Origin of the sequence: Streptomyces cinereoruber (genome assembly GCF_009299385.1) — a bacterium.
GTDB lineage: Bacteria > Actinomycetota > Actinomycetes > Streptomycetales > Streptomycetaceae > Streptomyces > Streptomyces bikiniensis.
The window spans coordinates 6,861,410-6,883,471 of the sequence record NZ_CP023693.1 but is presented as its reverse complement, the minus strand read 5'-3'; the positions used below and the strand labels follow the sequence as shown (position 1 = coordinate 6,883,471).

Sequence of the window (22,062 nt, the reverse complement as noted above, 5' to 3'; positions counted from 1 at the left end):
TCCTCTCCGCGAGCCGCGTCCTCAGGAGTCCGCCGTCGCCTTGTCGGCCACCGGCCGCTTCATCATCAGACCGACCCGGACCGCGTCACAGACGATCTCGTCGCGCTGGTTGATGCCGAGGTGGCGGAAAGTGACGATGCCGGAGTCGTCACGGCTCTTGGACTCGCGCGTGGCGACGATCTCGGTGCGGACGTGGATCGTGTCGCCGTGGAAGACGGGCTTCGGGAACTTGATCTCCTGGAAGCCGAGGTTGCCCAGGGTGGTGCCCTGGGTCGTCTCCGGGACCGTGATGCCCGAGACGAGCCCCAGGATGAAGAGGCTGTTCACGAGGCGCTGGCCGTGGATGCTGTTCTTGCTGTACTCGGCGTCCAGGTGCAGGGGAGCCAGGTTCAGCGTGAGGGTGCTGAAGAGGACGTTGTCGGTCTCGGTGACCGTCCGCCGGTTGACATGCTCGATGACGGCACCGGGTTCGAACTCCTCGAAGTAGAGGCCGGCCATGGGAGGTCCTTTCGCTGTGCTTACCTGGCAACGTGAAGATACAAAATATATTATGCACAAGCAAGGGTGGGGTGCGGCTTCACAGGGGGCACCCGGCGATCACCCGGGAAGGGTGGGCGGAAATCATGGCGGTCGATCGCGCGGACACCGAGAGGGGCCGATCCTCCCGACATCGCCCCCTCCCCGCCGAGGTGGCGGGCCACGTACGCGAGTTGATCATCTCGGGGGCGGTGCGACCGGGTGAGTTCCTGCGCATCGAACGCGTCGCCGAGGCCGTCGGCGTCAGCAGCACGCCGGCCCGCGAAGGGCTGCTCATCCTGAAGGCCGAAGGCCTCGTCCGGCTCGTCCCCCGCCGGGGGTTCGTAGTCACGCCGTTCACCCGCCAGGACGTCCGGGACCTGTTCTGGGCCCAGGCGCAGCTCTCCGCGCGACTTGCCGCACGCGCTGCGCAGCGGATCTCACCGGAAGGGATCGCCCGACTGGAGAGCACCCACCACGCGTACCAGGACGCCGTCGACTCCGGCGCCGCGGTCCTCGTCGCCGACCTGGGCCACGCCTTCCACCGTGAGATCAACCTGTCGGCGGACTCTCGTCGGCTCACCCTCCTGCTCGGCTCCGTCGTCAAGCACCTGCCCAACCGCTTCTACGCCGCGATCGAGGGCCAGGTCGCCGCCACCCGGATCGAGCATCCGCTCCTACTGGACTCCCTCCGGAGGCGGCAGGCACACCGAGCGGGCGCCCTCATGGAACGCCACATCCTGGCGGGTGCCGATCGCCTCGTCGAGGTGCTCGAGGGACGGGGGCTCTGGCGCGACGGAGACGAGCCCGCCTGATCGCACGAGGGCTCGGCGCCCGCCCGTGCGATCGGCGGACTCCCCCACTCCCGTTAACTGTTATATTTTATTTCGGGCTTGTTCCCGACGGATGGCCGGACGGAAACGCGGGGTGGCGGTGGGCAGATGCGACCGAAGACCGAGTCGTCATGGGTGCGTTCACGGTTATACGGATGCCCCATCGTCGAACCCCCACCTTCCACCCCTGCTGGAACCGCCCTCGACGGCCCGCTGATCCGCGCCGCGCGGCCGGTCCTCGAGCAGGTGGGGCGCGAACTCGACGGCGCTCCGGCAGTCCTCGTCCTGGGTGACGCTTCGGCCTCGGTCATCGACATCCAGTACGCGGACCGGGCCGTCGGCCGGATGATGCGGGACGCGGGGATCGCGGTGGGCACCCGGGTAGGCGAGGAGCGCTTGGGGACCAACGCCCTGGCCACTCCCGCCGTGACGGGGCGCGACGTGCTCCTGCGCGGCCACGAGCACTCCGTGGCCGCCTTCAGCCCGTTCGTCTGCTACGGGCATCCCGTGGTCCATCCGGTGACACACCGCCTCGAAGGCGTCTTCAGCATCAGCTACCGCACGGAGAACGAGCATCCCCTCCTGCGCCCCCTGGGCCGGCGTGTGGCCCTGGACATCCAGGACCGTCTACGGCTCGACGCGGACCACGCGCAGCAGCACCTCCTCGCCGCCTTCCAGACGGCGGCGCGCCGTCGCGGCCACGCGGTCATGGCGATCGGCCAAGGGCTCGTCCTCTCCACTCCCTCCGCCCTCGACCTCCTCCAGCCCGCGGACCAGTCGGCCGTCCGGGCCTGGGCCGAGACGACGGGGCCGCCCGACGAGACGGCTCGGCGGCTGACCCTGGCCTCGGGCCGCACGGTCCTGCTGCAGCGATCCCGACCGGCCGGGATCGACGGAGTGCTGATCCACATCGCGCCCGAACAGAACGTGCCGCGCGGCGACGCCGACCGCCCCCTCGGCGCGGCCCGGCCGCTGCTCATCGTCGGCGAGCCGGGGAGCGGCCGCACCACGGAGGCACGACGGGCCGCCGGGATCGGCGCGAGCACGCTCGACGCGTCGGACGTCGTCGACCAGGGTGAACAGGTATGGGCCAGGGCCGCGGAGAGACTTCTGGGGTCCCCGGGGGCGGCGGTCGTCGTGGAGAACCTCCCGTACCTGTCCGAACGCCTGGTGGCGCTGCTCGCGCGGTTCCTCCGCGGCACGCCGCGGGAGGTCGTGCTCACCACCACACCGGGCGACCACCTGGAGAGCACGCACGCGCCGATCGTGGCGGTCTGTGCCGCGCGCCGCGACCTGGTGCCCCTTCGGCACCGCCGGCACGAGATCGCCCCGCTCGCGGCGAGGATGCTCGCGGACATCGTCGGCACCGGCCGAGTACGACTCACCAACGAGACCGTGCGCATTCTCGCCGAACAACCGTGGCACGGGAATCTCGCGGAATTGAGCGAAGTCGTTCAGGCTCTCGCCGATATCCGATCCGTCGGTGACATCACCCCCTCGGATCTTCCGTTCTCGCACCGTAACGCTCCGCAGCCTTCCTCTCCGTTCCACAAGGCGGAGCGCGAGATCATCCTGACCGCCATCGAGGCCGCGGGCGGAAACAAGCTCCAAGCAGCACGCGCTCTCGGCGTGAGCCGTTCCACGCTCTACAACAGGATGCGGGCGCTCCGCATCTACTGACAGGGGTTGCGGCCCATTGCCGTAAATCGCCCTGATGAGCAGAGCGCCGATTCGGCGTGCCCATTTTCCACGCCCGGGAGAACCTCGAAAGGCGTGTCCAATTCTCTGGACACACTCATCCGAAAATCCTTTCTACCGTGGACCGTGCATTGACGCGCTCACGCCACTGAGTCCTGGTGGCGAAGCCGGTTCAGGCTTGCGAAATCCCCCACCCGGTACCGCCCGAGCAGTGAGGCAGGTCCATGAAGTTCATCGACATGTGGGACCTCGACGTCCGCCCCGGACAGTTAACGGCGTGGCGGCCCAAGACCGACTCCTCCTGCGGGGCCGGCTGGATCCCCGACGGCCGGCCCGCCTCGCACCTCCAGGAGGCGCATCTCCGCGGCGCCCTGCGCACCGCCGCCGAGGGCGGCCGAGGCCCTTCCTGGCTGGCCACCACCTTCGAGCTGCCCGGCCCTCTCGACCCGGACGCCCTGCGGACCGCCTTCCTCGGCTGGATCGACCGCCACGAGACGCTCCGCAGCCGGCTGGGCCTCATCATCGACGGGGTGGGCACCCCCCGGACCGACCGCGCCACTCTGCCGCCCGGTCAGGTCGACCTCGCCTGGGACGACTTCGGCACCTTCACCGACTCCGGTACCCTGCGCGCCCGGATCGAAAGCGTGCTCGACGGCGACACCGACCCGTTAGCCTGGCCCTCGTTCGTCTTTCTCACGGTGGAGCACGGCGACTCGACCACCGTGTGCGTCGGTCTCGACCACCTGAACGCCGACGGCTACTCGGTCCTGCTGATCGCCTACGAGGTGGTCCAGTTGTACCGGGCGGCGGTGGAGGAGTCCGATCCCGGTCTCACACCAGTGGGCAGCTACCTGGACTTCACGGGCCCCGAGCGGGAGGCCGCCGACCGGCTGCACGGCGAACACCACGCCGTACGTGGATGGCGGGAGTTCGTCGCAGAGGGCAGCGGCCGGCTTCCCGAGTTCCCCGCCCCGGTCACCGACGGCCCGGAACGGCCCGCCACGGCGCAGAACGGTGGCCTGGACTGGCTGCTCGACGCCCCGCAGGCACGGGCCCTCGACGTGGTCTGCAAGCAGAAGGGCGGGGACCTCTTCTCCGGCATCCTCGCCTGTCTGGCCATGACCGCCCGGAACCGTTACGGCCAGGAGCGGTTCCGCACGCTGGTCCCCGTCCACACGCGTGCCCAGCGGCGCTACCTCCGCTCGCTGGGCTGGTACGTCGGCATCGCGCCGGTCAGCCTCCCCGTGCACGCCGAGGACGGCTTCGCGCAGGTGATGAAGGAGGCCGGGGAAGCCCTGCGGACCGCCCGCCCGCTCGCCGACGCGCCCCTGGACCTGCTCGGCGAGTCGCTCGGGCATCCGCTCGAACCGCGGTTCATGGTCTCGTACATGGACACGCGCTGGGTCCCGGGGGCCCGGCGGTGGAGCGACTGGAACGCGCGGGCGCTGCGCAGCCGCCGGTTCGACGCCCACGAGGTCTACCTCTGGGTCGTGCGCAGCCACGAGGGCGTCTACCTCAGTTTCCGCTTTCCCGACTCGGAGCTCGGCCGGACGGTCGTTCCCGTCTATCTGGAAGAGGCCCGTCGCCTCGTCCGGCTGATCGCCGCGGGGCTGTGAGGACCGCTTCCCTCCCGCACCGCGAGCCATGTCCCACCCCCCACGAGCCGCCCCGGCACGTCCCCGCCGGGGCGGCAACGGAAAGGATCCCCGACCCCATGCTGATGACGTTCCTGAGCGACTACCGCCCCCGGCCGGGCACGCTGGTCGAACTGCGGGTGCCCGACCACGTGATCGGGAGCGCGAAGCACGCTCCCGTGCACCCCGAGCCTCCCTCCCCCGTCCAGGAGAACCACCTCCGGCGCCGCCTCGCCAATGTGGCGGCGGGCCGCCCCCAGGCGCCGTGGGTGGGCCTCGCCTTCGACCTTCCCGGCCGGGTGGACGCCGACGCGCTGGCCGCCGCGCTGAGAAAATGGGTGCTGCGCCACGAGACCGTACTGACCTGGTTCTCCGCCGAACCGGACGCCACCGGCGAGGCGACCCTCGTGCGACACAAGGTCACCGCGGAGGACGTGGACATCCGGCCCGTGGCGGTCGGCGACTTCGACTCCGGCGACGCGATCAGGGAGCACCTGGGCGAGCAGTTCCGCGAGAACACGGATCCCCTGGCCTGGCCGCCGTTCACCGCGGGCGTGATCCTGCGCGAAACCTCCTCCACCGTCTACTTCGCCGTCGACCACGCCCACAGCGACGCCTATTCCGTCGTCCTCGTCTTCCACGAACTGCGGTCCCTATACCAGGCGGAGGTCAGTGGCGGCGAGGCCGTGCTGTCCGAGGCGGGCAGCTACATCGACGCCGGTGCCGAGGAGCGCGAACGGGCCGCCGCCCTCCAGGCGGACTCCCCCGAGGTGCAGAGCTGGATCACCTTCCTGCTCTCCGGCCCGATGCCGTCGTTCCCTCTCGAACTCGGGGTGCCGGCGGGCGAGTCGCGCCCCAGCCGCTCCTTCGACCTCGACCTGCTGACCGGCGCCGAGGCGGACGCGTTCACCAAGGTGTGCCGAGGGCACGGGGCCGGTTTCTCGGCCGGCGTGATGGCCGTGCTGGGCCTCCTCCACCGCGAACTGGCCGGCCGCGCCGAGTACCGCGGACTCTCCGTGGTGCACACCCGCAACGAACCCCGCTGGCACGCCGCCCAGGGCTGGTTCATCAACCTGGTACCGGTGTCCTTCCCGCTCGTCCGGGAGGGCCGGGACCTGACACGGGCCGAGGTCCTGGACGCGGCCGGCGCCGCCTTCCGCGCCGCCTGCAAGCTGGCGAGGGTCTCCCCGTTGCGGGTCGCAGAGCTGGCCGGGATACCTCTGCAGGGCGACGACTCCTCGGTACTGCCGATCGTCTCGTACATCGACGGCAGGCTCGTCCCGGGCTCCCGCGACTGGGACTCCACCGACTGCAACGGCCTGTACGACTCGAGTCCGACCAACGAGGTCCTGATGTGGGTGAACCGCCGTTGGGACCGCACGTACGTCAAGGTCACGCATCCGGACACCCCGGAGGCCGAGGCCAACGTGCCGTACTTCTACGAGCGCTTCAGGCAGCTGGTCCGGGAGATCTCCCGGGGGGACGAATGACCCGCGGCCGCCGTGCGGAAACCGAGCGAGCAGGGAGCCGCCATGGCGCCTTTGAGACATATTTTATATAGTGCATTCCCATCGGGTCCCCGGCGGTGGCGCCGCCCCGGGCCCCGAGGGCTTGTGCGCCACACGCTCCGGACCACCCCGAGAACGATCGAGGACATCCTCCATGACCGCCCCCCTGCCGACCGGCGAACGCTCTTCCCTGTCAGCCGTCGGTCTACCCGCCCTCCTCGCGGCCGTGACGGCCGGTCTCTCCGTCACGGCCGCGGTCGTGACGGCGCCGAGCGGGTTCCGCACACCGCTGGCCTGGGGCGGCGGAGCCGCCGCCCTGCTGTTGAGCGTCGCGGTCGCGGTGACCGCACACAGCTCCCGCTCGGCCCGGCTCACCCGTCGCCGGCTGGGCGCGGCGAAGCAGGAAGTGGCACGGCTCCGGCGCGAACAGAGCCGGTCCGCCGAAGCGTTCGGACGAGAACGCGCGGAACTCTTCGAGGAGTTCGGCCGGGAACGCGCCCGGCTCGTCGAGGAGTTCGCCCAGGACCGCAACAGGATCGTCGGTGAGATCGCCTCGGAACGCGCCGGGCATTCCCGCGAACTCCTTGTCGAGCGCGAGCGGTTCACCACCGAGATCGACCGGCTCGCCGAGGAGAACACCCGCCTCACCGAGCACTCCCAGCGGGCGACGGCCGCCCGGGACGCCACCGTCACCGCCATCGCCGGTGTCGCAGGACGCCTGCAGGCCCTGTTCACCGCCCTGCTCGCCGATCTGCGCGCGATGGAGGAGCGGTACACGGACGAGGAGGTACTGGCCGACCTGCTCCGCCTCGACCACAGCACCGCTCAGGGCGGCCGCCTCGCCGACTCGGTGGCCGTCCTGACGGGGGCCCGGTCCGGCCGCCGCTGGGCGCGTCCCATCGGCATGGAGTCGATCCTGCGCGGTGCCATGGGCCGCATCAGCGGCTACCAGCGCGTCCGCGTCCACTCCACCAGCGAGGCGGCGGTCGCCGGGCACGCCGCCGAAGGCGTGATGCACGCCCTCGCCGAACTGATCGACAACGCGGCGAACTTCTCCCCGCCCAATGCCGAGGTCCACGTCTACGTCGAAGAGGTCTCCTCGGGAATCGTGGTCTCCGTGGAGGACGCGGGCCTGGTCATGAGCGACGCCCAGCTGCGGCGCGCCGAGCACGCGGTCTCCAGCGAGGTCGGCGGCCTTGGCGGGCTCAGCGGCACCCGGCTCGGTCTGACGGTCGTGGGCCGGCTCGCGCACAAGCACGGACTCACCGTCTCCTTCCGGCCGTCGGCCCGCGGCGGTACGAGCGCGCTGATGAGGGTTCCGCAGGAGATCCTGACCCGGCATCCGGCGGGCACGCCGGAGACCCCGGCGCGGACTCCCGCCGCAGCGCCTCCTGGCGTACCGCCGGTCCCCGGTGGGTCGCCTGCCGATGCCGGACGCCGTCCCCCGCACATCGTCCTCTCGCCTCCGGAGGCCCTCGGTCCCGAATCCTCCGGGGACGGCCCTGTCTCCGGAGGTCTGCCGCGCCGACGGCGCGGTCAGTCCCTCGCCGCGGCCGACGGGAACCGTGCCCGCACGGCCGCCGAACGGGACGAACAGCCGACCGCGCCCAAGGCCCGCACCGCCCGCTTCGGCAGCTTCCGCCAAGGAGTCCGCCGCACGCCGCCGTCACCCGACAGCCCCGAGACGGCCGGTCGTTGAGGCCCTCTCCCGCGATCGGTGTCCAGCGGCTCCGCCGGACCGCCCGTCGTCCGGCAGCGGCTCCTCGCCCCGGCCGCCCGGATCCCCAGCCGGGCTCCGTCGTACCCCTCCCATCCGGAAGGCAGCACACGTCATGACCCTCCCCACCACCGCCGACCAGAGGCTGACCTGGCTCGTCGAAGGCCTCCTGGAGCGCACCCCCGGCGCCCGGCACGCGCTCGTACTGTCGCGGGACGGCCTGAAGCTGTGTCGTACCTCCGGTCTCTCCGCGGATCAGGCCGACCAGCTCTCCGCGATCGCCGCCGGCATCCAGGCGCTGTCCCACGGCGCGTCCGTCGAGTTCGGCGACGGCAGCGGTGGGGTCCGCTCCGCCATGACCGAGTTCTACGGCGGGGTCCTCTTCATCGTCGAGGCCGGCCAGGGTGCCCATCTCGCCCTGATCGCCGCGGAGGAGGCCGACGCCGGACTCGTCGGACACAACATGAGTGAACTCGTCGAACAGCTCGGCGAGCACCTGACGGCACCCCCGCGCGCGTCATGAGCCGCCCGGGCAGGGACGACTCGCCCGACCGGCTGTACATGCTCACGGGCGGACGCAGCCGGGCCGACTCGGCGCACCGGTTCGACCTGGTGACCCTGGTGGTCGCCGAGTGCGCGCCGTCGCCCGGCATGCAGTCGGAGCACGCGGCCATCCTGCGGATGTGCGACCGCCCCGCGGCGGTCGTCGAGGTCGCCGCCGAGCTGCGGCTGCCGGTGAACATCACGAAGATCCTGCTCTCCGACCTCCTCACGGCGGGCCGGGTGAGCGCCCGCCACCCCCGGGCAGCCGCGCTGCCCGACCCCCAGATCCTGGAACAGGTGCTCGTTGGACTCCGTAACCTCTGACATCCGCAAGCCGCTCGGCAGTCAGGCCGACAACGGTCTGAAAATCGTGGTCGTCGGCGGGTTCGGCGTGGGCAAGACCACGCTGGTCCGCTCGGTGAGCGAGATCCGTCCCCTCAGCACCGAGGAGACCATGACGCAGGCCGGCGAGGAGGTCGACGACCTGACCGGTGTCAGCGGCAAGACCGCGACCACGGTCGCGTTCGACTTCGGCCGCATCACGCTGGACGCCCGCAACGTGCTGTACCTGTTCGGCGCGCCGGGACAGGAACGGTTCTGGTTCCTGTGGGACCGGCTGTTCGCCGGCGCGCTGGGCGCGGTCGTCCTCGTCGACACCCGGCGCATCGACGACTCGTGGTACGCGATCGACCGGCTGGAACGCCTCGGTCTGCCGTTCGTGGTCGCCTGCAACGACTTCGGCGGCCCGCGCCACTCGGCCGCCGAGGTGCGCGAGGCCCTCGACCTCGAACCGTACGTACCACTGGTCGACTGCGACGCACGCACGCGTGAGTCCGGCAAGGAAGTGCTGATCACCCTGGTCGAACACGTACGGCACCTCCTCACCGCCCCGACCGAGGAGCCGGTGTGACCCTTCCCCCCGTACCACTGAGCGGATCCCGGTTCCAGACGGATCCCATCGCCCTCTACCGGGAGCTACGGCGTGACCACGGTCCCGTGGTCCCGATCGTGCTCGACGGCGGCGTACCGGCCTGGCTGGTGATCGGGTATCGCGAGCTGCACCGGCTCACCGGCGATCCGGCGTTGTTCAGCCGCGACTCCGGGCTGTGGAACCAACTGGCCGTCCTTCCCACCGACTGGCCGTTGCTGCCGATCATCCTGCGCAGGATCCCGTTGGGTGAACCGCCCACCGCGGACCGGTTGCGGGAGCGCTCCCGGGTGAGCAGCCGCGCCTTGGACGGCGTGGACCTCGTAGCGCTGCGCGTCCTCACCGAGCGGCTCGCCGACGAGCTGATCGACGCGGTGTGCGGTCGGGGCCGGGCCGACCTCGTCACCGACTACGCGGTGCGGCTGCCGCTGCGGGTCATCGTGGCCCTCTGCGGATTCCCGGCGGAGCAGGGTCCCGGCCTGGTGAGCGCGCTCGCCGACCTGATGGACGGGCAGGAGCGGGCGAACGACAGCCTGACCCACCTGATCGATTCCACGACCGAACTCCTGACGGCGCGCCGGGCCCGCCCGGCGGACGACATGGTCTCGCGGATGATCACGCAGGACACCGGATTCAGCGACCAGGAGCTCGTCGAGGTCATCCTCGAGATCGTGGTCGCGGGTCATCAGTCGACCGCCGACTGGATCGGCAACTCCCTGCGGCTGATGCTCACGGAGGAACGGTTCGCGGCCTCCCTCTTCGGCGGTCGCAGCAGCGTCACGGAGGCGATGAACGAGGTCCTGTGGGAGGACACCCCACTGCAGAACTGGCCCGGACGCTGGGCCTCGCGCGACACCCAGCTCGGCGGCCGGCACATCCGCGCCGGCGACCTGCTGCTGCTCGGTGTCCAGGGCGCCAACCACGATCCCCATGTACGTACGCCGGGCATCGCGCAGACCGGCGGCAACAACGCCCACTTCTCCTTCAGCCACGGTGAGCACCGCTGCCCGCTCCGCGCCCAGGAGATGGCGGAGGTCATCGCGGGAACGGCCATCGAGGTGCTCCTGGACCGGCTGCCGGACATCGATCTGGCCGTACCGGCCGAGAGCCTCGCACGACGCCCGTCGGTGTGGCTGCGGGGGCTCACGGCACTGCCGGTGGCCTTCACACCCACTCCGCCCATGCGTTCCCCGTCCTGACGAAGGGACGGATTCCTCCCCCGACAAGAGCGTTCGCCGCCGGCCCGTGCCGACGGCGGACGCTCTTCCCGTACGGTTCGTCCGACCCTCGGAAAACGAGGAGACGCGGGCCGGGCGCCCCTCAGGTGCGCCCGGCCCGCGTCGTGGTGACGACCCCGCTCCGGTCAGATCATGGCACCGCGGAGCGTCCGGCCGCCGTCGACGACGATCTGGGTGCCGGTCATGTACGAGGCGAGGTCGGAGGCCAGGAACAGGACCGCCTTCCCGATCTCGTCCGACGCACCCATGCGCCCCATCGGAACGCTCGCCGCGAACTGGGCGAGCACGTCGTCGTCGAGGGGGCCGAGGCCGGGGGTGAGGATGCCGCCGGGGGCGACGTTGTTGACCTGGATGCCGTGGGGTGCGAGCTCCAGGGCCATGGTCTTGATCAGTCCGGCGACGCCGTGCTTGGAGGCGCCGTAGTGAGCCATGCCCTCCAGCGACGGGGTCAGGGACTCGATGGAGGAGACCGTGAGGATCCGGCCGCCGCGGCCCTGTTCGATCATCTGGCGGGCGGCTGCCTGGGAACAGGCCATCACACCGAGGAGGTTGACCTCGATCGTGCGGCGCGCGAGGTCGAGGCTCGTCTCCAGGAAGGGCGAGATCTTGTAGACGCCGGCGTTGTTCACCAGGACGTCCAGGCCGCCGAAGGCCTCGACGGCGACGCGCACCATGGCGGCCGCGTCGTCCGCGCTGCTGACATCGCCGACGGCGGTGTGGATCCGGTCCGAGTCGAACCCGGCGGCGGCGGTCTCGGCCGCCTCCTTGTTGACGTCCGCGATCACGACGTTCGCGCCGGCCTCGTGGAGGCGCCGCACGATGCCGAGGCCGATGCCCATGGCGCCACCGGTGACGAGGGCGGTCTTGCCGCTGAGGTCCATCAGTTCACCGATGGACGCCGTCTCAGAAGAGGAAGAAGTGGTCATGACCAAGAATTATCATGCATAAAATATTATGTCGATAGTTCGTGCGCCGTTTCCTTCCCCGTAGCCGCCCGTCCGATCCTTGCGTGCGGCGGGTCATACGCACGGTGGGGCCCGGCCTGCAGGCCGGGCCCCACCGTGCGTATGACCCGCCACTACTCCGATGCCACGGGCCCGTCGGTGTCGTCCTTCGGGATCCTGACGGCCGCGAGCGCGATCAGACTGACGACGGAGGCCGCGGCCATGTAAGCCGACACCGCCACCGAGGTGTGCGTCACGGCCATGAGCCCGACCATCACGAAGGGGGCGAGCCCCGCACCGACGATGTTGGCCAGCTGGTTGCCGATGGAGGAGCCCGCGAAGCGGATCTTCGGCGGGAACGCCTCGGCGAAGAGTGCGGTGCCCGGCCCGAACATCGCGCCCACGCCGAGCTGCCCAACGGACGCGGCCACCAGGATGAGGAGGAAGCTCCTCGTCTCCACTAGGGGGAAGAGGACGAAGGCCCACAGCCCGGCGAAGGCCGCACCTGCGGCGTAGACCCTGCGACGGCCCACGATGTCGGAGAGCCACGCGAAACCGACGGTGCCGGCCGCAAATGCCAGCATCGACAGCATGAGCGCGGCGAGCATGGCGTTCTGCGAGATCTCCAGGTCGTGTGTCGCGTGGTGGAGCACTCCGGTGACGATCACGTAGAAGTTGATGCCCGCGGGGAGGAAGACGCACGCGACCAGCAGGATCTGCCGGGGCCGACGCAGCACCTGCACCACGGACGAGCGGGGTGCGGAGCGCTTCTTGTCCGCACTCCTGCGGTCCGCGTCGCGGAACTCCGGGCTGTCCTCGATGTGCCGGTGCACGAAGTAGGCGAGAGGGAACATCAGCACGCTGAGGAGGAACGGGACCCGCCACCCCCACGCCGAGAACTGACTCGCCGTCGTCACGTTGCTGACGAGCAGGAAGACCAGCGTGCCGGCGACCATGCCGACGACTACCCCGAGTTGGGGAAGGGCCCCGAAGAGCCCCCGGCGGTTCGGCGGTGCGCTCTCCAGGGCCAGCAGGGTGGCACCGCCGAAGTGGCCGCCCACCGATATCCCCTGGGCGATACGCAGGATCACGAGGAGGAGGGGGGCCACCGCGCCGATCGCTCCGTATGTGGGCAGAAGGCCGATGAGTGTCGAGGAAACCGCCATCAGGACCATCGCCGCGAGCAGCGCGGGCTTGCGGCCGAGCTTGTCACCGAAGTGCCCGAAGATCGCCGCGCCGATGGGTCGGCCGGCGAAGCCGACCGCGAAGGTGGCGAAGGCGGCAAGGGTGCTCAGGAGCGGATTCCCCGAGGGAAAGAAGAGATCGTTGAGGACCAGCGACGCGGCCGTGCCGTAGATGAGGAAGTCGTAGTACTCGATCGACTGCGCGGCGACGGTGGCGAAGAGGACGCGACCTCGCCGCGGAGGCGCCTTCTCGGTGAGGGTCTGGCGGCTTTCCGGGATACTCATGTTCTCCTCGTTCCGGAGCGGATCTCAAGGGAGTCGGACGGAGCACGGACGGAACCGGGGCACGACGACGCGAGGGTGTGGGGGCAGGGCGTCGCGCGGGGGCGGTCGGCCCCCGAGTGCCACGGGTGGGGAAGGCACCGGCAGGCCGATCGCGCGCGGCCGGACCAGACGGCATGCCGCAAGCAGCGGAGACCATGCGTGGGGGAACGCGGTACGAGGGGGTGCCGTGCGCCGGGAAGGCAAGGGTGACCAGATGCGGGCCGGCAGCCGATGCCGACCCGCATCCTTCCGGGTCGACGATCAGCCGGAGGGCCGGGGGATCAGGCCTTCGCCTCGAGGCGGGGCCCCATGGCCTCGAAGAGGAGTCCGAGCCGCTCCGGGTGAAGCGCCTCGCTGATGATCATTTCCGGCGTGTTGTAGCGCGCGGCTAGGGCGTCGACCGATTCCTGCAGGTTCTCGGTCTCCAGCTCGTAGATCGCGAGGTAACGCCACGGGTACGGGGTCGCGGCGCGCTGCGCGGGGGCCAGCTCGAACCGCTGCGCGGAGACGAACCCGGGCACCTTCAGCGCGTCGTGCACGTGCGTGTTCGTGTACCAGTCGTTGAATTGCTCTTCCTTCCCTTCGACGGGATTGGTCAACACGACGTAGGTGTACCTCGGCATGGCTTCCTCCGGATGCGGGTCTGGGAGTCAGGTGCGCACCATGCGTGTGCGCTCGGAGAGGGTGGGGATCCGCGCGGGATCCCTCACCATGAATTCGGTCGCGCGCCGCCGGGGAATGGCGCAGGGCGCACTCCGACCGGCCGGCCTCGGGGCGACCGCGCCGCGATCCTGCCACGGTGGCCCCCCTGACACCATGGGTATGCAGAATATTTTATGTATGATATGAGTGCCGCATGACTGAACTTCTCTCCCCCCAGCCCGCGCCCATCGGTGAGCTGCTGGACCTCAGCGGCAGGACAGCCCTCGTCACCGGTGGCGCCATGGGCATCGGCCTCGGCATCGTCCACCGCCTTCACGAGGCCGGCGCCAACATCGTCATCGCGGACATCGCCGAGGCCGCCGCCGACAAGGCCGCACAGGAGCTGTCCGACACCACGCGCGTACGTACGGTCGCTGCGGATGTCAGCAAGGCGGAGGACGCCGAGACGATGGTTCGCACCGCTGTCGACGCGTTCGGCGCCCTCGACATCATGGTGAACAACGCGGGCATCTACCGGGGCTCGGCCTTCCTGGAGACGAGCCTGGACCTCGCACAGCGCACGCTGGACGTCAATCTCCTGGGCGTGATGCTCTGTTCGCAGGCAGCGGCCCGGCAGATGATCGTCCAGGGGCGCGGCGGCAGGATCGTGAACGTGAACTCCGTCGAGGGAGTGAACCCGTCCGTGCTCGGTCTCGCGCACTACGGCGCCTCGAAGCACGCTGTGGCGGGGCTGATCAAGACGATGGCCCTGGAGCTCGCACCCCACGGCATCTCGGTCAACAACGTCTGCCCCGGCGGCGTCCGTACGCCGGGACTCGCCCCTCTCCTCGACGAGGACGCCATCGTGGAGCTGGAGAAGCGGATCCCGAAGGGGCGGATCGCGGTGCCGGACGACATCGCCAGGGTCGTCCTCTTCCTCTCGTCCGACCTCGCCTCCTACATGACCGGAACGCAGGTCGTCGTGGACGGCGGCCAGACCCTGCGCGGCTGTGCGGTCTGACCCGCCGGACCTCTCCCGGAGGGGCACATGGTGCCAAGGGGTGGCACGAGGGACGGTCCCGCGTGCCACCCCTCGCCGTTCCCCGGCCCCGTCATCCGATGCGAAATCTTCGAATCGTCACTTCGAAACTTTGCAAGCGAACGGGTATTGGTCCGCCGTTCGAGCCGGGGATACGCTCCGCGAACAGTAAGGGAGGCCACCGATGAAAAGCCGAGCCAGCGGCCCGCTCACCGGCGTGAAAATCGTCGAACTGGGGGGCGTCGGACCTGTTCCATTCTGCTGCATGCTTCTCTCCGACATGGGCGCGGACATCATTCGCATCGACCGCCTCGCAGGGTACGACGGCGGCGCACCGGTCGACCCCCGATTCAATCTGCTGAACCGCGGACGACGCAGTGCGGGACTCGATCTGAAGAAGCACGAGGCCGTCGAGACGGTCCTGAAACTGGTGCGTGACGCCGACATCCTGGTCGAGGGATTCCGCCCCGGTGTCGTGGAGAAACTGGGACTCGGACCCGACGAATGCTTCGCCGTGAATCCCGCCCTCGTCTACGGACGCATGACCGGTTGGGGCCAGGAAGGGCCGCTGGCCCACGACCCCGGCCACGACGTCAACTACGTCGCGCTCACCGGCGTACTGCACTCCATCGGCCCGGCGGGCGGACCGCCGACCATCCCCCTCAACCTCGCCGGCGATCTGGGCGGAGGCTCCCTCTACCTCGCGCTCGGCGTGCTGTCGGCACTCCTGGAATCGCGCGGCTCCGGACGGGGGCAGGTGGTCGACGCCGCCATGGTGGACGGGTCCGCCTCTCTGATGACCCTCTTCTACGGGCTCCGTGCCGCCGGCTACTGGAGCGACGAACGCGGCACGAACAGGCTCGACTCCGGCGCGCCCTGGTACGACGTGTACGAGACGGCCGACGGACGCTGGCTCAGCGTCGGCTCCAACGAGGCGCGGTTCTGGCGCAACACGCTGCGGGTTCTCGGCCTGTCCGAGGACGACGTGCCCGAGCAGCACGACCGGTCCCGGTGGGCGGAGATGCGCACCACGCTGGCCGCGGCGTTCCGGACCCGCACCCGGGACGAGTGGAGCGACCTGGCGATCGGCCAGGAGGTCTGCTTCGCTCCGGTCCTGTCGATGGCCGAAGCGCCGCACCATCCGCATCTACGCGAGCGGGGCACGTTCGTGGAGGTCGACGGTGTCGTCCAGCCGGCGCCGGCACCGCGCTTCAGCCGGACTCCCGGCGCGATCCAGGGGCCGCCTTCGCACCCCGGTCAGGACACAGGGGAAGTCCTCGTCGACTGGGGCTTCACGCCTGCCGACCTGGCCGCGCTGCGCGCCGCGGGCGCGATCTCCTGAAGGGCGGCCTCCGCAGCGGGACGAATCCGCGCGGCCAAGTGCTTCGACGCTCGCGAATCGCGGATTCGAAACTTCCCACTTGGATCACTCGCAACCCCGCCTTAACGTGTGGACACCCCAGGAATTCCACGGATCAAAATTTTGGAGTGCGGGACAAATGACTTCGAATTTCCTCAATGACTCCCAGGTGGACTGGCTGAAGACGGTTAATGACTTCATGGACAAGGAAGTCACCGTCGAATACGTCCGCAAATGCGACACCGAGCGCCAGTACCCGTACGAGGCGTACAAGAAGATCGCAGCCCAGGGGTGGCTCGGCATCATGATTCCCGATGAGGAAGGCGGCTCGGGCGGTGACATCTTCGACTACTCACTGATGGCCGAGGGCCTCGGCAAGTTCGGCTTCGACTTCGCCTGCTCGGTTCTCGTGCCGACCTTCACGGCGATGAACATCATCAAGTTCGGCTCGGCCGAACAGAAGGCGAAGTACGTCAGGCCGTTCATCGACGGCGAGATCCGCTTCTCCGTCTCCATTTCCGAGCCCGACGCCGGCTCGGACGCCTCGAACACCAAGACCCACGCCCGCCGTGACGAGAACGGCGACTGGATCGTCAACGGTTCCAAGCTGTGGTGCAGCGGCGCCGCCGCCGACGACACCGTCATCGCGATGCTGGTCCGCACGGACAACGAGGACAAGCACGGCGGCCTCTCCGTCCTCCTGATCCCGAACGACACCCCGGGCCTCGACATCCGCAAGCTGCCGACCCTGTCGCGTCACGCGACCGGCACCACCGAGATCTTCCTCGACGACGTCCGGGTCCCCGCCGAGAACCTCCTCGGCGAGGTCGGCCAGGGCTGGAAGATCATCACCGACCACCTGGAGCTGGAACGCTGCGCCGTCGCCGCCGCGTACACCGGCAACGCGCAGGAGGCCGTCAACGCGGCCAACCGCTACGCCCAGCAGCGCATCCAGTTCGGCAAGCCGATCTACGAGTTCCAGGTGCTCAAGCACATGCTCGCCGAGAACCAGACCCGCGTCGACGCGGCCCGGCTGCTCTGCTACCGCGCCGCCCAGATGAAGGCACAGGGCCTGCCCGCCGCCCGCGAGACGTCGATGGCCAAGCTCTACGGCTCGGAGACGCTCAAGCAGTGCGCCCTCGACGGCATGCAGATCCTCGGCGGCTACGCCAACCTCCCCGAGGCCGACATGGAGCGCTATCTGCGCGAGAGCGTCCAGTCCACCATCGGCGGCGGCACCTCGCAGATCCAGCGCACCATCATCGCCAGGTCCATGCGCCTGCCCGCCGGCGCCTGAGACCTCCGGGAAGGAAACCCCTCATGCCCCTCATCGACAACCGCATCGACATGCCGTTCGACGAGATCGAGGTCGGCCGCGTCTTCCGCTCGGGCGGCCGGACGATCACCGAGACCGACGTCGTCAACTACTGCGCGCTGACCGGCAACTGGATCGAGATCCACTCGAACGTCCACTACGCGGCGCAGACCCGTTTCGGCAAGCGCCTCGTCCAGGGCTCGCTCACCTACTCGATCATGACCGGCCTGATCACTTTCGGTCCCTCGATCCAGGCCAACTACGGTATCGACAACCTGCGTTACCTCACTCCGGTGCACATCGACGACACGATCTACGTGACCTGCGAGGTCGTCGCCAAGAAGGAGAAGGACGACAAGTACGGCGTCATCACCTTCCTGATGAAGGCACTCAACCAGCACGGCGACGTGTGTCAGAAGTCCGAGTGGAGCCTGCTCATGCTGCGCAGGCGCGAGGACCTCGACGCCCTCGTATCCGCGTCGGTCCCCACCGAGAAGCCGCGCAAGAAGGCCTGAGGTCAGCCCGATGTCAACCGCACCCGTCGCCGCCGTCATCGGCATGGGCGACGCCTACGCCTCGCTCGACGACCGGAAGGATCCGCTGCAGCTCGCCGCGGAGGCGACCCACCGGGCACTCGCCGACGCCGGGATCCGCAAGGGCCAGGTGGACGCGGTGTTCACCGGCCGCTCTCCATGGGCCGACAAGCGGTCGCAGTGGAGCAACATCTTCATCTCGCACATGCAGATGCCGGTGACCCTGACGAGTGAACTCACCATGCACGGCGCCGGTCTGACCTCGACGATCGCCGTCGCGTCCCAGATGATCGCCGCCGGCGCCGCCGAGTACGTGCTGTGTCTGCAGAGCGACGCGACCCAGCTGTTCGTCGACGCGGTGGCGATGGGTGCGGAGGCCGATGCCGACCCCCAGTTCGAGGTCCCGTACGGTCCGACCATCCCCGCGCTGTACGCCCAGGCCGCACACCGCTACTTCCACGAGTTCAGCCTCACCGAGGAGGACCTCGCGGACGTGGCCGTGGCCAACCAGCGCTGGGGAGCGCACCACCCTCACGCGGCCAAGCGCAAGCACGGCGAGATCGACCGCGCCACGGTGCTCGCCTCGCCGTACGTCGCCACGCCGCTGCGCCGGTGGATGTGCTCCACCTGGGGTGGCGGCACCGGGGGCGCGCTGGTCGTCACCTCTCCGGAGAGGGCGAAGGACGCCCGCGATCCCGTGTACGTCCTCGGCTACGGCTCGGCCACGACCCACGAGTACCTGGGCGACCGCATGAACATGCGCGAGTGCCGCTTTCCGGGCCTGGGCGCGTTCCCCAACCTGACGCACACGGCGACGGCGGAGGCCGCTCGCCAGGCGTACACGAGGTCCGGGCTCGGCCCCTCCGACATCGAGATGATGCAGATCTCGGTCAACTTCGCCCACATGGGGCCCATCGTCATGGAGGACCTGGGCTTCGCGAAGAAGGGCCACGGCATCGACGTCTACCGCGAGGGACGCACGGGCATCGACGGAGATCTCCCGACCGACACGAACGGCGGCTGGCTGTCGTTCGGCCAGCCGGGGATCTCCTGCAACATGGACAGCCTGGTCGAGGCGGTCCGTCAGCTGCGCGGCCGGGCCCTGGGACTGGCGCCGGCGCGCCGGCCGCGGACGGCACTGGTGCAGGGCGCGGGCGGCATGCTGGCGGCGGGCAGCGTGATGCTGCTGGCCTCCTCGACCTGACACACGATGGGGAGCACCCGATGAGCGAGACGACAAAGACGCACGACTGGCCACAGCCGTACCGCCTGCTGGACGCCGAGCCCTACTGGGAGGCCTTGGCGGACGAGCGCCTGACATACCAGCGCTGTGGCGACTGCGAGCAGGCCGTCTGGCCGGCGCACTCCTTCTGCACGCACTGCGGGTCGGCGGAGCTGGCATGGGTGCGGTCCGCCGGACACGGCACCGTCTACTCGCACAGCACGATCATGCGCGGACCGACGCCGGTCTGGGCCGGGATCGCGCCGTACACCGTGGGCTTCGTCCGCCTGGACGAGGGCTACTTCCTCTTCACGCAGATCGACGAGGCACCGGACACCGTCGAGATCGGCATGGAGGTGTCGGTGCGCTTCGTCCGGCGCGGCGAGCAGGTGCTGCCCGTGTTCGCGCGGGTGGCACCCGGACGGGAGGCATGAGATGACCGGCCCCCTCGACGGCGTGCGCATCCTCGATCTGTCGTCGAACTTCATGGGACCGTACGCGACGCTGCTGCTCGCCGACATGGGCGCCGACGTCTCGAAGGTCGAGTCGCCGGAGGGCGACACGACCCGGGGCATCGGCCCCTGTCGGAACCCGGGGATGAGCGCCATCTTCCTCCACCTCAACCGCAACAAGCGCAGCCTCGTCCTCGACCTCAAGAGCGAGAGCGGCAACGCCGCGCTGAAGCGGATGATCCGCTCCGCCGACGTGCTGCTGTACAGCCTGCGCCCCAAGTCCATGGCCAGGCTGGGACTCTCGTACGAAAACGCCCGGGAGATCAACCCCGGGATCGTCTACTGCGGTGTCCACGGCTTCGGCCAGAACGGACCGTACGCGGACCGCCCCGCCTACGACGACCTGATCCAGGCCGCGGTGGGGATGCCGGTCCTGCAGAGCCGCAAGGCCGGCCCGCCCGAATACGTGGCGACGGCGATCGCGGACCGTGTGGTCGGCATGGCCGCCACCTCGGCCGTCTCGATGGCCCTGTACAGGCGGGAGCGGACCGGCCACGGCCAGGAGGTCCAGGTGCCGATGTTCGAGACGTTCGCCCATTTCGTTCTCGGCGATCACCTGTACGGCCACACCTTCTCCCCTCCGATCGGGGACTGGGGGTACGCGCGGATGATGAACCCGGACCGCCGTCCGTACCGCACGCTCGACGGGTATGTGGGGACGAACATCTACACCGACCGGCACTGGCGGCGGTTCTGCGAGATCACCGATCACCCGGAACGAGCCGACGATCCGAGGTTCGCCACCGTCCAGGCCCGTACCGAGAACATCGCGGTGGTCAACGAGTTCGTGGCCGGTGTCTTCCCGACCAGGACGACCGCCGAGTGGCTCGCCCTGCTGGTCGAGGCAGACATCCCGATCATCGAGGTCAATACGCCGGAGACGCTGCTCGACGACCCCCATATGAAGGAGGTCGGCTTCTTCGTCGACCAGGAGCACCCGACCGAGGGACCGTTGCGGACGCTGGGCATCCCGCAGCAATGGAGCGAGACCGCGCCGGAACTGCGCTACCCCGCGCCCCGCCTGGGCGAGCACTCGACGGAGCTCCTCACGGAGTACGGCTTCAGCGGGAGCGAGATCGACGACCTGCTGAGCTCCGGTGCGGCGCAGGACGCGGCGACGCCGCCGGCCGGCTGAGACAGGGACAGGAGACAACATGCTGCGTGATCTGCCCTTGTCGGGCGTCGTGGTGGTGGAGCTGAGCGACAGCGCGTCGGCGCCGTTCACCGGGAAGATCCTCGCCGAGCTCGGCGCGGAAGTCTGGAAGGTGGAGCGCCCGACGGGCGACTCCGCGCGCGGGTGGGGGCCGAGCACGTGGAGGGGCAGTGGGGCCGCCTTCCATGCCCTCAACCGGGGCAAGCGGTGCATCAGCATAGACATCAAGGACCGCGACCAGCTGACCGCCCTGCACCAGTTGATCGCCGAGCGGGCCGACGTGTTCGTGCACAACCTCCGCCCGGGTGCCGCCGCCGCCTACGGCTTGGACGCGGACAGCCTCCGGGTGACCAAGCCCGAACTGATCTGCTGCGAGATCGGCGCGTTCGGCCACACCGGGCCCCTGAACACACTCCCGGGATACGACCCGCTGATGCAGGCCTTCTCCGGGATCATGAGCATTACCGGTGAGGAGGACGGGGCGCCCGTCCGCGCCGGTGTCTCCATCGTCGACTTCGGAGCCGGGATGTGGGCCGCCATCGGGATTCTGGCGGCCCTCCACCGGCGCGGCACCAAGCACGCCGGAGCGACGGTGAACGGGTCGCTCCTGGAGACGGCCATCGCCTGGATGTCCGTCGGCATCGCGAATCACGGCGCGGACGGCGAGCCCGGCGGGCGGCACGGTTCGGGGGTGGCCTTCATCGTGCCGCACCGGGCCTTCTCCGCCTCCGATGGGGACCTCGTCGTGAGCTGTGCCAACGATGCCCTGTTCGCCCGGCTCTGCGAGGCGCTCGGGGCACCGGAGTGGGCTGCGGACGACCGGTTCGCCACGAACGCCGGCCGACTGCGGAACCGGTCCGAGATCGACCGGCTGATCGGCGAACGTCTGGCCGGCGAGACCCGGGAGCACTGGCAGAAGAGACTCCGGTCCGCGGGCATACCCGTTGCTCCGATCCAGACGACCGCCGAACTCGTCGCCCACGAGCAGACCCGTGCCCTCGGCATCATCGGAACGCCGGCGGACGACGAGCTGGGCCTTGTGGGCCTGCCGCTGTCCTTCGACGGAAAGCGCCCGCCACCGCTGCACGCGGCTCGTGACATCGGGGCGGACAATGACGGGATCGAAAGGGTGCTCAAGGACCGCCGGTGAGCACCTCGGACACGGGCCCCTGGTCCGGGGGCCCTCCGGTCCAGGCACGCGTGGCAACACTTGGGTGGC

The 22,062-nt window shown here is 69.7% G+C and carries 21 protein-coding genes; 17 read left to right on the top strand and 4 right to left on the bottom strand.

Going from position 1 to position 22,062, the window contains the following annotated elements:
* Positions 1 to 21: 21 nt before the first annotated feature.
* Positions 22 to 498 (bottom strand): MaoC family dehydratase, encoded by a 477-nt coding sequence (locus CP977_RS30930; protein WP_152371236.1) that lies wholly within the window; start codon positions 496 to 498, stop codon positions 22 to 24.
* A 125-nt stretch (positions 499 to 623) separates the two neighbouring features.
* Between CP977_RS30930 and CP977_RS30925 the strand changes: the two genes are divergently transcribed.
* The 9 genes from CP977_RS30925 to CP977_RS30885 all read left to right on the top strand — a co-directional run bounded on the left by CP977_RS30925 (position 624) and on the right by CP977_RS30885 (position 10,576).
* Positions 624 to 1,331, top strand: coding sequence for a GntR family transcriptional regulator (locus tag CP977_RS30925; protein ID WP_152371235.1), 708 nt, complete (start codon positions 624 to 626; stop codon positions 1,329 to 1,331).
* A 126-nt stretch (positions 1,332 to 1,457) separates the two neighbouring features.
* The gene (locus tag CP977_RS30920; RefSeq protein ID WP_152371234.1) at positions 1,458 to 3,029 is read left to right on the top strand and encodes a helix-turn-helix domain-containing protein; all 1,572 of its coding nucleotides are present in this window, start codon (positions 1,458 to 1,460) and stop codon (positions 3,027 to 3,029) included.
* Positions 3,030 to 3,271: 242 nt separating this feature from the next.
* Positions 3,272 to 4,663: a condensation domain-containing protein gene (locus tag CP977_RS30915; protein WP_152371233.1), complete on the top strand. Its 1,392-nt coding sequence runs from the start codon at positions 3,272 to 3,274 to the stop codon at positions 4,661 to 4,663.
* Between the two features lie 98 nt (positions 4,664 to 4,761).
* Positions 4,762 to 6,171, top strand: a complete 1,410-nt coding sequence (locus CP977_RS30910; protein WP_152371232.1) for a condensation domain-containing protein — start codon at positions 4,762 to 4,764, stop codon at positions 6,169 to 6,171.
* A gap of 172 nt (positions 6,172 to 6,343) precedes the next feature.
* A complete protein-coding gene (locus CP977_RS30905; protein WP_152371231.1) occupies positions 6,344 to 7,888 on the top strand; it encodes a sensor histidine kinase in 1,545 nt (514 codons plus the stop codon).
* A gap of 133 nt (positions 7,889 to 8,021) precedes the next feature.
* Positions 8,022 to 8,429: a roadblock/LC7 domain-containing protein gene (locus CP977_RS30900; RefSeq protein ID WP_152371230.1), complete on the top strand. Its 408-nt coding sequence runs from the start codon at positions 8,022 to 8,024 to the stop codon at positions 8,427 to 8,429.
* Complete coding sequence (locus CP977_RS30895) at positions 8,426 to 8,773, top strand: DUF742 domain-containing protein (RefSeq protein WP_152371229.1); 348 nt, start codon at positions 8,426 to 8,428, stop codon at positions 8,771 to 8,773. Before CP977_RS30900 ends, CP977_RS30895 begins: the two co-directional genes overlap by 4 nt.
* On the top strand, positions 8,754 to 9,359 hold the full coding sequence (locus tag CP977_RS30890; RefSeq protein WP_152371228.1) for a GTP-binding protein: 606 nt from the start codon (positions 8,754 to 8,756) through the stop codon (positions 9,357 to 9,359). The genes CP977_RS30895 and CP977_RS30890 overlap by 20 nt, the downstream gene beginning before the upstream one ends.
* On the top strand, positions 9,356 to 10,576 hold the full coding sequence (locus tag CP977_RS30885) for a cytochrome P450 (RefSeq protein WP_152371227.1): 1,221 nt from the start codon (positions 9,356 to 9,358) through the stop codon (positions 10,574 to 10,576). Before CP977_RS30890 ends, CP977_RS30885 begins: the two co-directional genes overlap by 4 nt.
* A gap of 164 nt (positions 10,577 to 10,740) precedes the next feature.
* On the opposite strand, the gene CP977_RS30880 is transcribed toward CP977_RS30885, so the two are convergent.
* The 3 genes from CP977_RS30880 to CP977_RS30870 form a co-directional block, all read right to left on the bottom strand.
* Positions 10,741 to 11,541: an SDR family NAD(P)-dependent oxidoreductase gene (locus tag CP977_RS30880; protein ID WP_152371226.1), complete on the bottom strand. Its 801-nt coding sequence runs from the start codon at positions 11,539 to 11,541 to the stop codon at positions 10,741 to 10,743.
* A gap of 152 nt (positions 11,542 to 11,693) precedes the next feature.
* The gene (locus CP977_RS30875) at positions 11,694 to 13,028 is read right to left on the bottom strand and encodes an MFS transporter (RefSeq protein WP_152371225.1); all 1,335 of its coding nucleotides are present in this window, start codon (positions 13,026 to 13,028) and stop codon (positions 11,694 to 11,696) included.
* A gap of 320 nt (positions 13,029 to 13,348) precedes the next feature.
* Complete coding sequence (locus CP977_RS30870) at positions 13,349 to 13,669, bottom strand: DUF4286 family protein (protein ID WP_208421507.1); 321 nt, start codon at positions 13,667 to 13,669, stop codon at positions 13,349 to 13,351.
* A 254-nt stretch (positions 13,670 to 13,923) separates the two neighbouring features.
* On the opposite strand from CP977_RS30870, the gene CP977_RS30865 reads away from it, so the two are divergent.
* The 8 genes from CP977_RS30865 to CP977_RS30830 all read left to right on the top strand — a co-directional run bounded on the left by CP977_RS30865 (position 13,924) and on the right by CP977_RS30830 (position 21,993).
* Positions 13,924 to 14,730 carry an SDR family NAD(P)-dependent oxidoreductase gene (locus CP977_RS30865; protein ID WP_152371223.1) on the top strand — a complete coding sequence of 269 codons (807 nt, stop codon included), beginning with the start codon at positions 13,924 to 13,926 and terminating at the stop codon, positions 14,728 to 14,730.
* Between the two features lie 283 nt (positions 14,731 to 15,013).
* On the top strand, positions 15,014 to 16,090 hold the full coding sequence (locus tag CP977_RS30860; RefSeq protein ID WP_372460743.1) for a CaiB/BaiF CoA transferase family protein: 1,077 nt from the start codon (positions 15,014 to 15,016) through the stop codon (positions 16,088 to 16,090).
* Between the two features lie 157 nt (positions 16,091 to 16,247).
* On the top strand, positions 16,248 to 17,405 hold the full coding sequence (locus CP977_RS30855; protein ID WP_152371221.1) for an acyl-CoA dehydrogenase family protein: 1,158 nt from the start codon (positions 16,248 to 16,250) through the stop codon (positions 17,403 to 17,405).
* Positions 17,406 to 17,428: 23 nt separating this feature from the next.
* A complete protein-coding gene (locus CP977_RS30850; protein WP_152371220.1) occupies positions 17,429 to 17,938 on the top strand; it encodes a MaoC family dehydratase in 510 nt (169 codons plus the stop codon).
* A 10-nt stretch (positions 17,939 to 17,948) separates the two neighbouring features.
* On the top strand, positions 17,949 to 19,160 hold the full coding sequence (locus CP977_RS30845) for a thiolase family protein (RefSeq protein WP_152371219.1): 1,212 nt from the start codon (positions 17,949 to 17,951) through the stop codon (positions 19,158 to 19,160).
* A gap of 20 nt (positions 19,161 to 19,180) precedes the next feature.
* A complete protein-coding gene (locus tag CP977_RS30840; RefSeq protein ID WP_152371218.1) occupies positions 19,181 to 19,612 on the top strand; it encodes a Zn-ribbon domain-containing OB-fold protein in 432 nt (143 codons plus the stop codon).
* A gap of 1 nt (position 19,613) precedes the next feature.
* The gene (locus CP977_RS30835; protein ID WP_152371217.1) at positions 19,614 to 20,825 is read left to right on the top strand and encodes a CaiB/BaiF CoA transferase family protein; all 1,212 of its coding nucleotides are present in this window, start codon (positions 19,614 to 19,616) and stop codon (positions 20,823 to 20,825) included.
* Between the two features lie 19 nt (positions 20,826 to 20,844).
* Positions 20,845 to 21,993 carry a CaiB/BaiF CoA transferase family protein gene (locus tag CP977_RS30830; RefSeq protein ID WP_152371216.1) on the top strand — a complete coding sequence of 383 codons (1,149 nt, stop codon included), beginning with the start codon at positions 20,845 to 20,847 and terminating at the stop codon, positions 21,991 to 21,993.
* Positions 21,994 to 22,062: the final 69 nt, after the last annotated feature.